Source organism: Halomonas sp. NyZ770, from assembly GCF_020616575.1.
In the GTDB taxonomy this organism is placed as follows: domain Bacteria; phylum Pseudomonadota; class Gammaproteobacteria; order Pseudomonadales; family Halomonadaceae; genus Vreelandella; species Vreelandella hamiltonii.
On sequence record NZ_CP085143.1, the window covers coordinates 931,583 to 947,186 of the forward strand.

A 15,604-nucleotide genomic window follows, 5' to 3' on the forward strand; every position below is an offset into this window, starting at 1 on the left:
ACCCTAATTCAAAACATTCTCATTTTCAACGGTGATGCCCAGAACCGTGCGCCCAAGGCAAAGCGACATACCCCTCAGTCATTTCATTATATCGAACGGTTCGTTCCCCAAGCCTAGATCTTTCTTATCTTATATGCATAATACAATCATTATCATTTAGTTATGAGTTGCGTTTGCAGCGAAGGAAGTTCACGTCACACTGATCCGCAGGGGGATAAAAAGAACATGCGTACGATGAAGCGTCAGGTATTTTGGCCGACCGTCACGTTGGCCGGTCTGGTGTCGGCCAGTCAGGCCCATGCTCAGGAGAGCATCGAGGTAGAGCCGCCAAGCAATCGCAACAATACGGAGCCCACCGTGGTGGTCACGGCGTCGAGAACCAATACCACCAAGGAGGACTCGCCGCAGACCGTGCGCATCATCAGCGAGCAAGAGATCCAGCAGCAGCTGCAGCTGACCAGCGACTCCTCGCAAATTCTCAGTAACCTGCTGCCTTCCTACTCGCCCAGCCGGCAAAAGATGAGTGGTAGTGGTGAGACGCTGCGTGGCCGCAGGCCCTTGATCCTGATCGATGGTATTCCTCAGTCCAATCCGCTGCGCCCCACTGGGCGCGAGGCCCACACCATCGATTTTTCCATGGTGGAACAGATCGAAGTGATCCAGGGGGCCAACGCCACCAACGGGATTGGCGCGGAAGGGGGCGTCATCAACCTGGTGACCAAGCGCCCAGAGCCGGGGTCGTTCAACCAGCACATAGAGGCTCAGGTCACGACGCCCACGCGGGAGCTGGATAGCGATACCCTGAGCTATCGCACCACTTATGGCGTCAGCGGCAACAGCGGCAACGTGGATTATCTGTTTTCCGCCAGCCTCGAAGACCAGGGGCTGTTTCTGGATGGTAATGGCCAGGCGGTGGGGGTGGATAATACCCAGGGCGATCTGATGGATGCGCGGTCGTTCGATATTCTTGGCAAGTTGGCGTACTGGTTCGATGATGACCAGCGTCTCCAGTTCACCCTCAATCACTACAACATCGAGGGGCACAATAATTATCTGAGTGTCACCGGAGATCGCGCCAATGGCGTGGTGACCACTTCCGAGCGCGGCACGCCAGAGGGTAAAGCGCCTTATAACCGGGTCTGGACCACCGGCTTGAGCTACGACCATTACGACCTGGCAGGCATGCACTTGAGTGCCCAGGTGTTCTATCAGGATTATGAGGCGCTGTTTGGAGCCGATAATTCGGCGACGTTCCAGGACCCCGCCTATGCCCCCATCGGCACTTTTTACGACCAGACCATGGCCGACACCTCCAAGTGGGGCACCAAGGTAAGCTTGACCCGCGAAGACCTGCTGGATGATCGCCTATCGCTCACGGCGGGCTTCGACACGCTGTTCGATGACACCGAGCAGTACCTCTACCAGACCGACCGTACTTATGTGCCGCCGGTAGAGTACACCGACCTCTCGCCATTCCTCCAGGCGGAGTTGCGCCCGGCAGAGTCGCTGCTGCTCTCGGCGGGGGTGCGCTACGAGTACGCCAAGCTGAACATCGACGACTACCAGACGCTTTACACCCGCAATGGCGTGGATGTGGAAGGGGGCTCCCCCAGCTTCAATGAGACGCTCTACAACCTGGGAGCCGTGTGGAAGCCCGTCCAGCACTGGAGCCTGTTTGCCAACTACTCCGAAGGTTTCACCGTGCCCGACGTGGGGCGTGCGCTGCGCAGCATACAAACCCCGGGGCAGTCGGTCGACAGTATCGAGAACCTGCGCCCTATCGTCACCGACAATATCGAAACCGGTGTTCGCTACGACGACGGTCGGCTGGCTGCCGAGTTGAACTACTATGTGTCGTCGTCTGATTTTGGCAGCCGCCTGGACGAGCGCGATGGTGCCTTCTTCATGTCGCGCCAGGAAACCGAGATCAAGGGGGTAGAAGCCGCCGTGGGTTACCAGTTCACGGATCAGCACGCCGGTCGGCTCTCTTATTCCCGCATGCGCGGCCGCTACGACAGTAACGACGACGGCAACCTGGATGCCTCGCTGTCCGGCATCGATGTGGCCCCGGACCGCCTGGTGGCAAGCTGGTCGGCCAACTGGACCGACCAGCTCTCGACCTATGTTCAAGCCAACTATGCTTTCGACATGACCTTCGACGAGCCCGAACGTGAGTTCGATGGCTACCTGCTCATGGATGCCGCCGTGGGCTACCAGCTGCCGGTCGGACGGGTGAATGTCGGGGTGTCCAACCTGCTGGATGAACAGTACGTCACCTACTACTCGCAAAGTGCGCTGGTCAATGACGAACGCTATTTTGCTGGCCGAGGTCGGACATTGACGCTGGGGTACCGTCTCGATTTCTGATCGCTGAGATGATCTTCATCGCCCATGGTGGCATCGAGAGCAGGCCGTTGGCAGCGGCTGCTCTCATCAATCAAGCAACGCCATGCTTTGCCACGCTTCATAACAACGCTGTATCGGCACTTAAATAACAACTTCGCAAAGTGACTAGCCAGGGAGGCAAGGAGCCACACACTCAGGAGTGTGCTGGACTTAAACGGATGCATTTTTGCGGAGGCCATATGAGCTACGCACGCGAGTCTCGATTACCAAGTGAGATCAGCCGACATGCTTCTATGCATGCGCTGTTGAACTGCCTTATCAAGGAAGTGGCCATTCCTGAACAGACTTTGCTGTACCGCTGGCCAGCGTGTCGCAAAGGTTTGCCAGAGTACTCGGAGGGAGCGCCGCTACTGATTCGATGGTCGGCTTCACTCTCACTATGGGTCATGGTGGACCGCCAATCAGTGCTGGGTAGCCATTATTATCTTTCCGATACCTATGTGCGAGTGGCTGGCGATGATCGCTGGCAAGTTCTTGAATTGCCTGAACTGATCACCGCCTTGTTGGAGCACTGTGAATGGCATGAAGGAGCGCTCAATCAAGAGTTGAGTGTTCAGGCAAGGCAGAGCCAGAAGGTGATGGCTTCTATCGTGGCGCATGCCGCAGAGCAGCCGCGATGCACACCGTTGGCAGACTACCCCAGTAGTGAGCAGGGACTATGGTTCGGCCATCCGAATCATCCCACCCCCAAGGCCCGGCAGTGGCCATCACATCTGCTACAGGACAAGCCCGCTTATGCGCCAGAGTTTGGCGCCACGACTCCGCTATATCAATTCTCCTTCCCACGGCATGGGCTGAGTGTTCAGGCGAACCGGCTCGAGCATGAGGAGGTATTGGCACAGGTGGCAGACCAGGGAGCAGCGGAAGATGTCGAGCGTATCGTGCTCAGCATGCATCCGGTGCAGGCCGAATTGTTCAAACAGGATGCTCGTGTCAGTGAGTTGTTAAAAGACAAGGTGATCCGCGACCTGGGACAGAGCGGCTGGTGTGCTACGCCAACGGCGTCCATGCGTACCTGGTATATCGAAGGGCATCCGTGGTTTCTCAAAGGCTCGCTGAACGTGCGCATTACCAACTGTGTGCGTAAAAATGCCTGGTACGAACTTGAGAGCACCTTGGTGATCGACCGCATCATGCATCAGTTGCTGCAGGCGCAGGAGCCATCACTCGATGCCCTATGCGTGGCTCAAGAGCCTGCAACGGTTCATTGGGCGCCCGAAGGGAGTGACGATGAACAACAGCGCTGGTTTCGAGAGCAAACCGGGGTCATTCTGCGCGAGAACTTCTGCCAGCGCTTCTCACCTCAAACCTGCCTGTTGAGCGCCACCTTGTTTGCCCGCGACCCCGAGCTAATGCCTATGGTGCTTGACTTCATCGCGGGGGAGCCGAAGGCGTTACCTGAGCCAGACAAGATCAGGGCCTGGTTTCAAGCGTACGTGGGCACACTGCTCGCACCGGTCATGGGGCTTTTCTTCCGGTATGGCATCGTCATGGAGCCGCATTTGCAAAACTGCGTCCTGATCCATGCTGACGGCACTCCTCGCCAGATGCTGCTGCGCGATTTCGAAGGTGTGAAGCTGACCAGCGACAAGGGCCTGGATTGGCTAGCGGGAGAGTCTCTACACCCGCGAGTGAAAGCTTCCATGACCTATAGCCGTCAACAAGGATGGAACCGTATCGCTTACTGCTTGTTCGTGAACCATCTTGCGGAGGCGATTCTGGCGCTGAGCTGGCAGCGCCCGGGTCAGGCAGATGCCTTGTGGCAGGATACGTTCGATGAATTGCATCGCGTCAAACGTGAACTGAACGTTCCCGCGCCAGAGCTGGAAGAGTTGCTGCACGGGGGCTCGCTGCCTTGCAAGACCAACTTCAAGTTGCGCCTGATGGCTCAGGCGGACAGGCAAGCTCAATACGTACGATTGCCCAATCCATGGGTTACCCAGACTGCCAAGCGGGAGGTGGCCTATGGATAAGTACACCCTGCTACCTGAGCATGTTCGCTCGGCGATAGCGCAGCACCGCAAGCAGTCTCGTGATCCCATCGCCGCATTTTTTTACGACCTGCCAGCCCTGGCTGCCCATGGCCGGAGTATGAAGGCGGCATTACCCCCTGGGGTCGAACTGTTTTATGCCATCAAGGCGAATAGTGAAGCTGCGATTATCGATACGTTGGCTCCCATCGTGGATGGACTGGAGCTGTCCTCCGGCGGGGAAATCGAGCGGGCTTGCAACAGTGTCACGCCTCGGCCATGGGTAATGTCGGGGCCGGGCAAGCTGGATTCGGACATGCGATGCGCGATGCAACAGGGCATAGAGGCGTTTCATATTGAAAGCCTGAGCGAAATCGATCGTTTGCAGAGGGTAGCGGCGGAATTGAATCGCATACAGCCGGTACTGCTGCGTATCAATCCTGTTCTGCCCGCCGCCTTCTCCAGTCGGTTGAAGATGGCGGGGGCGGCAACTCCCTTTGGCATTGATGAAGCGCAGTTATCCGCTGCGGTCAGCGCCGTCGATAACGCCCCTAACCTCTCGTTGAGAGGCTTTCACAGTCATGCCATGTCACATCAAATCGAGTTGCGTCGCCATCAGCAGCTGCTGGCGTTCTACCTGGAACGCTGGCCACAGTGGCGAGCACTGGCGCGTGATCCAGAGCAACTGACACAGCTCAACGTCGGCGGGGGCATTGGCGTCAATTATCTCCAGCCTTCGCAACAGTTCGATTGGCATGGGCTGTGCCAAGCTTTGGGAGAGCATCTGAGTGCCATGCAGGCGCCTCCGTTGGTGCGTTTCGAAATCGGACGTTACCTCTCGGCGTTCTGTGGCTACTACGCCATCGAGGTGCTGGATACCAAGGTCAGTCATGGTGAAGGGTTTCTGGTTTGTCGAGGGGGAACGCATCAGTTTCGTCTACCCGTGGCTCAGGGGCATGACCATCCGGTCATTCACTTACCCGAGGACTCCTGTCGTGCGAGCAGAGGCGAGAACCGCTCGTGGACGGTCGTGGGCCAACTATGCACGCCAAAGGATGTGTTGAGCCGCCGCCAAATGATGCGTGGTGTCGCGGTCGGCGATCTGTTGGTACTGCCCCTTGCTGGCGCTTATGGCTACAACATCTCCCATGCCGATTTTCTTTGTCACCCCCGGCCGGAGCAGCACTTCATTGAACACTCTTCGACGGCGGCTTCCGCCTCTGCCGACACGCACACGATTTGCGCGCAGGTGTGAGTGGGTCGGTAGGCCGTGATTCATTTCATTACGTCAAAAAGGTATTCCATGTCATCACATGAACGAGTGCACTCCCCTGTGACATTTGTCGAGACGACACGGGTGGACCCACCCTTTGCCTCCACGGACATATGGCGCCATCACGCACGCATCGAACGGAGAGTCATAGGTCAGTTGCTGCAAACGCTGCTTTATGAGGATGTATTGAGCTATACCGCCGCTCCGAACCCCGCCGACGCACGTGCCGGAGCAACGCGTTTTTCATTAACCCTGGGAAGCCGTCGTTACCAGGTCGATGGCTGGCGATGCCACAGCTTTCAGCTGATTCGCCTAGATCACGCCACGCTGCGGGTATGCAAGGCGCAGGGCGACGCTGAATCCATAAGCTTGCAACGCTTTATGACCGACCTGGAAGAGACCGTGACGGATACTGCGATTCAAGCGGGCTTTGTCAACGAGTTGGTCCAGACGTTGATCAAGGATACGCAGTCGTCTGCTTGCACGGGTAATAGTGGCGCTGAGCCTCATGCGTTGGAAGCCGATGCTCTCGAGAACTATTTTACCGACGCCCACAGCTATCACCCTTGCTACAAGTCACGGCTGGGCTTCTCGCTACGGGATAATTGGTGTTATGGGCCAGAGTTTGCCAATCCTCTCAACGTGTTCTGGCTGGCTGTGCCAGCTCACTTGGCACAGGCTGGCGCCGTCGATGGCCAGAAGGTGGCTGAAAGGGCCTTACGCGAGGCTGGGGCAGATGTGCTGGCACGCTTGGAGAAGTATCTGGAGCGTCGGCAGTGCCTGCGCGATGACGTCGTTCTGGTGCCGGTGCATCCATGGCAGTGGGAAAATGCACTGGTCCACGTGCTGTATCCTGAGCTTGCCAGTGGCGAGATTGCGTTTTTAGGGGAAGGCAACTCGGTTTATACCCCTCAACAATCGATACGGACCTTGGCACCGCTCGAGCGTGACAAGCCCTATCTCAAGCTGGCGCTGAGCATCACCAATACATCCAGTACGCGTATCCTGGCACGCCACACGGTCACCAACGGTCCGATCATTACGCAATGGCTCCAGCAGCTGGTAGCAAGCGATGAGGTGGCAACCTCCGCTGGTTTCGTCCTGCTGGGAGAGGTGGCAGGTGCCGCCCTGGATGAACGGGCATTTCCCGCGGCGCGTTATAACGAAATCTATGGCAAGGTCGGTGCCATCTGGCGGCAAAACATCAGCCATTTCCTGGATGAGCGAGAGCGAGCCGTGCCTTTCAATGGGTTGAGCCAATTCGTTCGCAGCGCTGAAGGCGATCCCTCTACGCCTTTTATCTCTCCCTGGATAGATCGCTATGGATTGGAGACCTGGGTTCGCCAGCTCATCTACGTTTCCACGCTGCCCATTATCCACCTGCTGTTTGCCGAAGGAGTGGGCATGGAGTCTCACGGCCAGAACATCGTCGTGATTCACCGAGATGGTTGGCCGACGCGGGTGGCGCTAAAGGATTTCCATGACGGAGTTCGGTTCAGCACTGCTCATCTTGCGCGCCCTGAATTGGCACCCGATCTCGAACCCGTCCCCCCGCGTCATGCTGCGCTCAATCGTAACTCCTTTCTCGTGACCGACGATGTGACGGCCGTGCGCGACTACTCCTGCGATGCATTTTTCTTTATCGCACTGGGCGAAATGGCCATTTTTCTGCATCGCCACTTTGGCTTCGAAGAGTCTCGTTTCTGGTCGATCACCGCCGAGGTGGTGAAACAGTATCAGCGTGACAATCCACAACATGAAGAGCGCTATCGCTGCTTCGATATCTTTGCACCGGAGTGGGAGGTGGAGGCTCTGACCCGGCGTCGGCTGTTCGGGGATGACCGCCCACAGGTCAAGAGCGTACCCAACCCCATGGCTGCCTACGCACCTGGTGGAGAGACCTCATGTTGAGAGCCAACCAATTAAAGCAAGCGCTGCTCGAGGGTAGAGAAGTGCATGGTGTGATGGCCTCCATGCCCACGGCCGCATCGATAGAGCTGATTGGAGAGGCAGGCTTTGATTTTGTCGTCATCGATACCGAGCATGTCCTGATCAACCCGGAAACCATCGAGCACATGATTCGTACGGCCGAGAGTTACGCCATGACGCCTCTGGTCAGGGTTGCCGATGCGGAACCCAAAGCCATGCTGCGTTTGCTGGATGGTGGGGCCCAAGGCATCGTGCTGCCTAACGTAGAGTCGGCGGAGACGTTGCTCAGTGCTGTCGCTGCCTGCAAATACGCCCCCGAAGGGCAGCGCAGTCTCAATGCCGGTCGCCCAGGCGGGTTTGGAAAAACGTCGCTGGCGGAGTACGTGGTGCAAGCGAATAGAGAGGTGATGGTCGTTGCCATGCTCGAAAGCCGCCTCGGCGTGGAGCAGATAGAGCGTATTTGTGCCGTTCCGGGGCTCGACATGGTGATCGAGGGGGCTGCCGACCTCTCCCAGTCCCTAGGTGTGACGTGGCAAACCGGACACCCGGATGTGATTCGGGCGCTGGAACATGTCCAGCGCACAGCTCATGAACACCACATCCCTTATTGCGCCTTTCTGCGCCAGCCAGACGCTAAAGCGCGATGGCAAGCGCGGGGAGTGAACACCTTCATGCTGGGAGACGAGAGGGGGATCGCGTTCCGTGCTTTGCAAGGGGCGCTGCATCAGGCCAGAAGTGGGTCAGTCTGAATTCACAGTCAATGTTGCTAATGTTTTTTGGGGATTTATGAACATGGAAATCGTTAACGCCCAGTGCCCTTCGCAACGTCAGATTCTTCAGTACCTGGTAGATGGATGCTTGGTAGAGGGCTTGCTGGAGCATTTGAAGGCAGAGTGGATCAGCACGACGCAAGTGGATGATCGCCTTACCTGGCTGCCTCTCTTGGGCGATCATTCGCACGATGAGACAAAGCGTATCTGGTATTGGCCCCAAGGGGAGAGTCAGAGTATTGCGCTGCTGCTGCAGCCTGGGATTACCCAGGCGTGGGAAAAAGTGCCTCATACCCCCGTGATGCTGGTCGACCACCCTGAGAGGCAGTGGCATCGCCTGGACGCCCTGGCGTTTGCACGACGACTCTTTACCGCAGGCACCTCAGGGAAAGAGGCGTCGTTCACGGAGGGGCAACAGGTATTTCTTCGCGCGCTGTCCGACACGCTTTGGCAGGCTGCCAGCTCGGTGGACCATGATGTCAGAACCGAAGCGCTGTCGATGCTTTCTACCGCTGAGCATTTCAAGGTGATGGAGCAGTGGGCATCACTTCTCGATCGACCTTATCATCCGATCGCAAAAGCCAAGCAAGGGCTGAATGAAGCAGAATACAAAGCCTATATGGCCGAGTTCAATGGCCCTATTACGCTGCGCTGGGTGGCCATCGACAAACACTGCTTGATGAGCGGAGCGGGTGTCACTGATAAAACACTTCCGCCGGTGCACTGGCTCGCCAGTGAAGCTGGCGTACAGGCGGTAGCGCAGGAGATGGATGTGCGAGGCGTGCGGCATACCCACGTCGCTCTTCCCGTTCATCCGTGGCAGCACGAGCATTCGTTGCCGCTATGGTTAAAGACGGCTTTCGAGGCAGGCGACTGTGTGTCGCTGGAGGCGGTGACCGAACCCTGGTGGGCAACCTCTTCACTGCGTTCTCTTGCCCCTACCACCGACAGCACGCATTTCCTGAAGCTGCCGATGGCGATTCACTCTCTGGGCGCCTCTCGGTATCTTCCGGCCGTCAAAATGCTCAATGGCGATCTGAGCGCCCACTTGCTGCAGCAGGCCAAAACGTTGGATGACCAGTTGGCCAAGGGGCTGTACCTTTGCGATGAAAGCAAGTGGTGGGCCTACATGCCAGAGGGGGCAACGCTATTCGACGAAGCGCCGCGCCACCTTTCCGCCATGGTGCGCAGCTACCCGAAAGTGTTGCTGGAAGATGCGGATGTTCGCCTGGTGCCCATGGCCACGCTTGGGACGCCACTGCCGAAGGGCGAGCACCATGTGTTCGATGACTGGCTAGAGCAGCGTGGCATGCCCGCTACCCCGACATCCGTCAAGGCGCTGTTCGGTGAGCTCTGCAACCGCTTCTTTGACATCAATCTGCGCATGTTCCGCTTGGGCATGTTGGCCGAGGTGCATGGCCAAAATGCAGTATTGGTCTTCAAGGCGGGCCACTGCGATGGTTTGCTACTCAGAGATCACGACTCCCTGCGTATCTGTGTCGAACGACTAACGCAGCAAGGAATGCAGGACCCGAGTTATCGCATCAAGCAGGGCCACTCCAACACCTTGTACCACGATAGTCTGGAGGCGTTGCTGTTCTGGCTGCAAACGCTCGCTATTCAGGTCAACCTGAGGGCCATCATCGATACTCTCGCGGAATATTATGCGCTGCCTGCCAATACCCTTTGGCTGACGCTGGCCGAACGGTTGAAAGCACAGATAACGACATTGCCGTTTGATCAACAGGATCGAACCCTGCTGATGACACAGCTGTTCGAGCAGAAGCAGTGGCCCTACAAGCGTCTGATTGCACCCATCATCGAGCGTGCAGGAGGGCCTGGCAGCATGCCCTTTGGTACCAGCTTGACCTGTAATCCTTTTCTGCAGGCAAGCGCGTTGTCAGTAGGCGTGAAAGAAGAGGTAGCCATGGAGGAGTGATGTGCACTTGCCGCTCGTGGGAGCGGGCGGCATCGAGACAAGTGCAGCGTCAGTAAAACCAATCGGGATGTTCGGCTTTCAGGGCCTGCCGTTTTTCCTCTTCCTGGGCCTGCTTCTTGCCTGCGGCCTCGGCCAAGGCGTCGGCACGGTGGGGGGGAACCACGAAGAGGCCGTCATCATCCCCGATGATCAAATCGCCAGGAGTAACCACACACCCTTCGATGGTAACCGGCGTATTGATCTCGCCTTCCAACGTCAATGCCCTTGTGGTGAGTGGGCTGTGGCCACGCGCGAACGTCGGGAGCGACAGTCTGGACAGGTGCTCCCAATCGGTGACGGCGCCATTGGTGATGATGCCAGCCAGTTGCTTACGCAGAGCGGCGTAAGCTCTGAATTCACCCCAGCAGGCCCGATGGTGGTCGTTGCCCACATCGATGACCAGGACATCGCCCGGACAGACCATTGTCAACGCCTCGCGAATGATGCTGCCATCCACATGGGGGATGCGTACGGTCAGGGCCGTGCCCAAGAGCCGCACCGGACGCCTGACAGGTGAAAGCGTCGAAATGGCGCCGAAATCGGTAAAATGCCCCAACGTCGAGGTGGCGATGCGTGCGAAACGCTGCCGCTGTTGGAGCGAGAGGTGGTCCTTCCGAGGCTGGATATGAAACATGGGCAGTTCGTCACCATCAGATGCATGAAAGGCGGCAGCGACACTCAAGAACGCTGGTACCGAGTCCTGTGCAGTAAGTAAACAAAAAAGGGTGCTCCTATGCCGGCCACGAAAATACCGGCGGGTAGATCTTTGGGTAAAAAGGCCACCCGCCCCAGCAGGTCGGCGTACAGCACGATCAACGCACCTACCAACGCCGATGCGGGAATGAGCCTCATCAGGGAGCGGCCTACCAGCTTTGCTGCCACATGCGGGGCAATCAAGCCCACAAAGCTGAGAGCACCTGCATAAGCCACGGCAGCGCCAACCAAGGCAACGCTGCAGGCCAGCAGGCTCAATCGACTGCGTATGATGGCAACACCCAAGCCCTCCGCAACGTCATCTCCCAGCATCATGACATCGGCATGACGTGCCAAGGCGAGGCAAACGGGGGTTGCTACCAACAGCCACGGCAGTATTCCTCTTACATCGCTCCACTGGGCGGCATAAAGGCTTCCGGTTAGCCACACATAAGCAGACATGGCTGCAGAGTCGTCGCTGGTCACGATAAGCAGTGTGGTGCAGGCCCCCATGGCGGCTGCCATGCCGATGCCTACCAGCACCATGCGAGATGGATGCAGGCCGTTCTTCCACGCAAGGCTGAAAACCAGCAGTGCCGACACCATTGCACCGAGCATCGCGGCAACCGGAAGCCAGTCGATGCTCAGGCTGCCGAGGAGTGCCAAAAACATGACGGCTGCCAAGGCCGCCCCGCTGGTGATACCAATAACGTCCGGGGAGGCCAGCGGGTTGCGGACAATTCCCTGTAGAACGGCGCCAGCCATGGCTAATGCAGCCCCCACCAGTATGGCCAGCAAGGTGCGTGGCAAACGCAACTCCCAGACGATGAAGGCAATGTCGCTACCTTGGGGGGCGGCCAGCGCACGTATCACTTGCATGAACGTCGTGGGAAAGCTTCCCAGACTGATCGACAGGGCCGTACTTGCCAACAGCAACAGGCACAGTGCCAGCATTCGGGGCAGCAGCCGGGCACTATGGGGCGCCACCGTTGAAGAAAACGAGGAAGTCGCGTGCGGTTTCATTGTCCTGCCATCTTGCGTCGTGCCAGATAAATAAAGAATGGCGTGCCAATCAGAGCCGTCATGATGCCTACCGGTATTTCCTGGGGCGGCATCAGAAAACGGGACGTGACATCTGCCAGTAACAACAGGCAAGCGCCCAACAGTGCGCAGGCGGGAAGCAACCAGCGGTGGTCAATGCCAAACAGGCCCCGCGCCATATGAGGCACAATGAGACCTATAAAACCGATCATGCCTGCCAGGGCAACGGAGCTACCAGCCAGGACAATGACCACGAGCCCCAGCAGCAGTTTGATCGTGGTGGCGGGCAGGCCCAGTCCCGTAGCCATGTCGTCACCCAGCAACAGTGCGTTGGCATGGCGTGCCAACAGGCCTGACACTACCAGTGCCCCCGTGAACAGAGGCAGCAGCGGCACGATCAGGGAGAGATCGCGCCCCGAAACCGAGCCTGCCAGCCAGTAGAGAACGCTTTCGAAACTTTGTTGATCGACGATCAACAGCCCTTGGCTGAAGGACACGAACATCGCCGTCACCGCGACCCCTGCCAGCACGACCCGCAAAGGCGATAGCTCGCCGTGCTGCCCTCGGCTGAGCAGCATCACCAGCAGCGCAGCGATAAGCGCCCCCAGCAGGGCAGCCCACACGTAATGAGCCGGTGTATGGAGTGGCAAGATGGAAACGGAAACCACGACGAAGAACATGGCTCCTGCGTTGATACCCAGGATTCCCGGTGACGCCAGCGGGTTGCGCGTCATGGTTTGCATCAATGCCCCGGCGATGGCCAGGCTGGCGCCCACCAGAGCAGCAATCACGGCACGCGGTAAGCGTTCGGTATATAAAATGATGTGGGGCACCTGGCCAGGATCGTAATGGAGCAGGGCGGCCCATAGCGTTGGCCAGGGTATTTCGGTTGTTCCCGACATGATGCTCATCATGAACGCCACCAGCATGGCGAGGGCTCCCGCCAGGAGTCCCATGCTTTTGGCGATGCCGCTATTCAACATCCGGTGGTGATTCCTTGTGTCACGGCGAACGAGGTAGCCAAGCACACCTGATTCTGTGTCGAGGAAGCCAATGGCTGTTGGTGCAGGCCATAGTGGCGATAAAGATCGTCGAGCATGGCATTGGCGGCAAGGATGCCACCGCCCATCATCCAGTTGATAGGATCGACCTCGAAAACACGTTGGCTCTTGACGGCGTCGAGTTGCTGCCACAACGGATGCGAAGCCCAGCGCTGATAATTGTCGGCAATGGCCGGGTTCGGTTCGAGCAGGACGAAAATCACGTCGGCATCCAGAATCGGGATGTTTTCGGTACTGGAAAGCTTCATTCCCCAGCCATGTGTGCTGAGCGTATCGGGCTTTTCAAAACCTAGCTCATCCAGAATGTCGCCAGAAAATCCGCCGGAGTAGATCCTCACATGATCACTCTTGAAACGTATCACGGCGACTCTTTGCGGCCATTCGGAGCCCAGGGAGTCGGCTATCTGCCGACGGAAATCGCTCACTCGTGTATCCCACTCCTGCAACAAGATAGCGGCTTCTTCCTGACGGCCCGTGTGCTCGGCCACTGCTGCCAGCGTGTCTTTGAAGTCAAATACGTCAGGGAGCGCTACGGTATTGGAAATGCGTGTCAGCAGTGGCTGTATACGCTCGTGCCGGAAATCGGTCGCCACGACCAGATCGGGGCTTAGCCAGGCAACCTTCTCCAGGTTGGGTTGAGTTTCCAGCCCCACGTATTCGACGCCATCCAACGCATCACGCAAGTAAGGATACATGGGTTTCTCCAGCCACGACTCGACCACTCCCACCGGCGTCAGCCCCAGCGCTACGGCACTGTCGGTGGCTCCCTGGAACAGGGTCACGATGCGTTGTGAGGTCGAGTTGCTGGTGTCGGGTGGGGCTTCTGCGCTTGCCCAGCTGTTGGCATGATGAGCCACGCCCATGCTCACCACCAGCAGTAACAGCACGGCGCTCATTCGCCGAGCCATGGGCAGCAGAAGAGGGTTCATTCTGCTCTCCTGGCCGAGTTGCTTGGCAACGAGGGGTGGGCGGTTCCAGCTCGAGAAGCGCCGATCAGGCGGTTATCAGACTCCTCTACGGATCTGCCAAGCTGCCACGCCAGGGGAAGGCAAACAAGAGCGATACCGGCCAGAGCAAGAAATGCCATGTGCAGCGCCGTGGCGCTAGCGTCCGAATAAGGCACACCCTGTTGCAGGGCGGCGTGCACAGACACGTCGTAATAGATGGATAGTGCGACGATGCCCAAGGAGGAGGCGAGTCGCCGAGACATGTTGTTCATCGCAGAAGCCTGGGTCACGCTCTGTTCAGGAAGATCCTTCATGCCCACCGTGGAAGAGGGCAGATAGGCACACCCCATACCCACGCCGCGCAGGGCCATCCACGCGGCAATCATCCAAACGGGAGTCGCCGCCGTGAGCGTGCCCAAGCCTATCAAGCTAACGAGGGTGGCAATGAGCCCTACGCCAATACACCACCGGGGTGAGTAGCGATCGATGAGGCGCCCTGCCATGGGGGAGCAGATTGCCGCTACCAGCGCCGTGGCGAGAAACACCAGGCCCGTGGTCAGTGGGCCAAAGCCGAGCGTATTCTGCATCCACAGCGGCACGAGCAAGATGCAGCCGAATAGAATGATGGACTGCAGGCATGCCAGCATGACGCTTAGACGAAAGCGCCGATGGCTCAAGAGAGACAGATCCAGCAGCGGAGTGTCATGGCGCCGTTCGACCCTTACAAACAGTAGCAGGGCTGCAAGCCCAAGCATGATCAGCGCCACGGTTTGAAGGTGCAAAAGGTCCGTCAGTGTCTCTATTCGACTCAGTACAAAGAGAATAGCGCCCATCCCCAACGTGATCAGGGCAAAGCCCGTCAGATCAAAAGGGCGTTTGGACGGATGCGGCTCGGATGGCAAGTAGCGATAACCGCACAGTAGCCCCAGTAGGGCAAAAGGCATGTTCATCAAGAACAGTGCTCGCCAATGGCTGACTTCAAGCAGCAGCCCCCCAACCGTTGGGCCGATAGCGGGTGCCAACATCACGGCAAGGCCCCATATGCCACTGGCCTGGCCACGCCGTTCGCTAGGGTAAGCAGAGAAGATCAAGGACAGCGAGAGCGGAATCATCAACCCTGCCGCTATGCCTTGTAGGCCACGGGCGACGATGATGCCATCCAGGCTTTGGGCAATGGCGCCAAGCGTGGAGCCCGCCAAAAAGCCCCATAAGCCAAGCAGGTAGATGGGCTTTCGGCCAAATCTCCCCGCCAGATAACCCGTCAAGGGCATGGTCATGCCCATGGCAATCATGAACATGGTCACCACGAGGCTGACATGAGAAGCGCTGGCCTGGAAGGACGCCATCAGCTCGGCGACGGCAAGATTGAGCGCGCTATTGTTGAGGCTGACGGTGAAGGTGCCTAGTAATACACTGACTAGTACTCTCCTGCCATCGCTCATCATGATCGGCATATAGGTTCACTTGTCTGTGCTCGAGATGGTTATCCAGCAGGGCGGATATTCAGCGCAGACATGATGTCACGTCAGTCTATTT

11 protein-coding genes are annotated in these 15,604 nt (G+C 58.0%); 6 read left to right on the forward strand and 5 right to left on the reverse strand.

The window, feature by feature from the left end; all coding sequences use genetic code 11:
• Nucleotides 1–225: 225 nt before the first annotated feature.
• The 6 genes from LG409_RS04465 (at nt 226) to LG409_RS04490 (ending at nt 10,287) form a co-directional block, all read left to right on the forward strand.
• A complete protein-coding gene (locus tag LG409_RS04465) occupies nt 226–2,367 on the forward strand; it encodes a TonB-dependent receptor (RefSeq protein ID WP_227407689.1) in 2,142 nt (713 codons plus the stop codon).
• 218 nt (nt 2,368–2,585) lie between these two features.
• A complete protein-coding gene (locus LG409_RS04470) occupies nt 2,586–4,379 on the forward strand; it encodes an IucA/IucC family protein (RefSeq protein WP_227407690.1) in 1,794 nt (597 codons plus the stop codon).
• Nucleotides 4,372–5,631 (forward strand): type III PLP-dependent enzyme, encoded by a 1,260-nt coding sequence (locus LG409_RS04475; protein ID WP_227407691.1) that lies wholly within the window; start codon nt 4,372–4,374, stop codon nt 5,629–5,631. Before LG409_RS04470 ends, LG409_RS04475 begins: the two co-directional genes overlap by 8 nt.
• Nucleotides 5,632–5,679: 48 nt before the next feature.
• On the forward strand, nt 5,680–7,560 hold the full coding sequence (locus LG409_RS04480) for an IucA/IucC family protein (protein ID WP_227407692.1): 1,881 nt from the start codon (nt 5,680–5,682) through the stop codon (nt 7,558–7,560).
• The gene (locus LG409_RS04485; RefSeq protein WP_227407693.1) at nt 7,554–8,327 is read left to right on the forward strand and encodes an HpcH/HpaI aldolase family protein; all 774 of its coding nucleotides are present in this window, start codon (nt 7,554–7,556) and stop codon (nt 8,325–8,327) included. The genes LG409_RS04480 and LG409_RS04485 overlap by 7 nt, the downstream gene beginning before the upstream one ends.
• A 43-nt stretch (nt 8,328–8,370) precedes the next feature.
• Entirely contained in the window at nt 8,371–10,287 is a 1,917-nt protein-coding gene (locus tag LG409_RS04490; protein WP_227407694.1) for an IucA/IucC family protein, read from the forward strand.
• A 49-nt stretch (nt 10,288–10,336) separates the two neighbouring features.
• Here the strand turns inward: LG409_RS04490 and LG409_RS04495 are convergent, their stop codons facing one another.
• From LG409_RS04495 to LG409_RS04515, 5 genes are read right to left on the reverse strand one after another with little or no spacing between them, the layout of a single operon-like run.
• Entirely contained in the window at nt 10,337–10,960 is a 624-nt protein-coding gene (locus LG409_RS04495) for an RraA family protein (protein WP_227407695.1), read from the reverse strand.
• A 44-nt stretch (nt 10,961–11,004) separates the two neighbouring features.
• A complete protein-coding gene (locus LG409_RS04500) occupies nt 11,005–12,042 on the reverse strand; it encodes a FecCD family ABC transporter permease (protein WP_227407696.1) in 1,038 nt (345 codons plus the stop codon).
• A complete protein-coding gene (locus LG409_RS04505; protein ID WP_039175685.1) occupies nt 12,039–13,043 on the reverse strand; it encodes a FecCD family ABC transporter permease in 1,005 nt (334 codons plus the stop codon). Before LG409_RS04505 ends, LG409_RS04500 begins: the two co-directional genes overlap by 4 nt.
• A complete protein-coding gene (locus LG409_RS04510; protein WP_227407697.1) occupies nt 13,037–14,050 on the reverse strand; it encodes an ABC transporter substrate-binding protein in 1,014 nt (337 codons plus the stop codon). The genes LG409_RS04505 and LG409_RS04510 overlap by 7 nt, the downstream gene beginning before the upstream one ends.
• Nucleotides 14,047–15,522, reverse strand: a complete 1,476-nt coding sequence (locus LG409_RS04515) for a DHA2 family efflux MFS transporter permease subunit (RefSeq protein ID WP_227407698.1) — start codon at nt 15,520–15,522, stop codon at nt 14,047–14,049. Before LG409_RS04515 ends, LG409_RS04510 begins: the two co-directional genes overlap by 4 nt.
• Nucleotides 15,523–15,604 lie beyond the last annotated feature (82 nt).

Coding starts and splice junctions, on each gene's coding strand:
- LG409_RS04490 (WP_227407694.1), top strand. CDS start 8,371: ATGGAAATCGTTAACGCCCAGTGCCCTTCGCAACGTCAGATTCTTCAG.
- LG409_RS04495 (WP_227407695.1), bottom strand. CDS start 10,960: ATGTTTCATATCCAGCCTCGGAAGGACCACCTCTCGCTCCAACAGCGG.
- LG409_RS04485 (WP_227407693.1), top strand. CDS start 7,554: ATGTTGAGAGCCAACCAATTAAAGCAAGCGCTGCTCGAGGGTAGAGAA.
- LG409_RS04505 (WP_039175685.1), bottom strand. CDS start 13,043: ATGTTGAATAGCGGCATCGCCAAAAGCATGGGACTCCTGGCGGGAGCC.
- LG409_RS04510 (WP_227407697.1), bottom strand. CDS start 14,050: ATGAACCCTCTTCTGCTGCCCATGGCTCGGCGAATGAGCGCCGTGCTG.
- LG409_RS04475 (WP_227407691.1), top strand. CDS start 4,372: ATGGATAAGTACACCCTGCTACCTGAGCATGTTCGCTCGGCGATAGCG.
- LG409_RS04465 (WP_227407689.1), top strand. CDS start 226: ATGCGTACGATGAAGCGTCAGGTATTTTGGCCGACCGTCACGTTGGCC.
- LG409_RS04500 (WP_227407696.1), bottom strand. CDS start 12,042: ATGAAACCGCACGCGACTTCCTCGTTTTCTTCAACGGTGGCGCCCCAT.
- LG409_RS04480 (WP_227407692.1), top strand. CDS start 5,680: ATGTCATCACATGAACGAGTGCACTCCCCTGTGACATTTGTCGAGACG.
- LG409_RS04470 (WP_227407690.1), top strand. CDS start 2,586: ATGAGCTACGCACGCGAGTCTCGATTACCAAGTGAGATCAGCCGACAT.
- LG409_RS04515 (WP_227407698.1), bottom strand. CDS start 15,522: ATGCCGATCATGATGAGCGATGGCAGGAGAGTACTAGTCAGTGTATTA.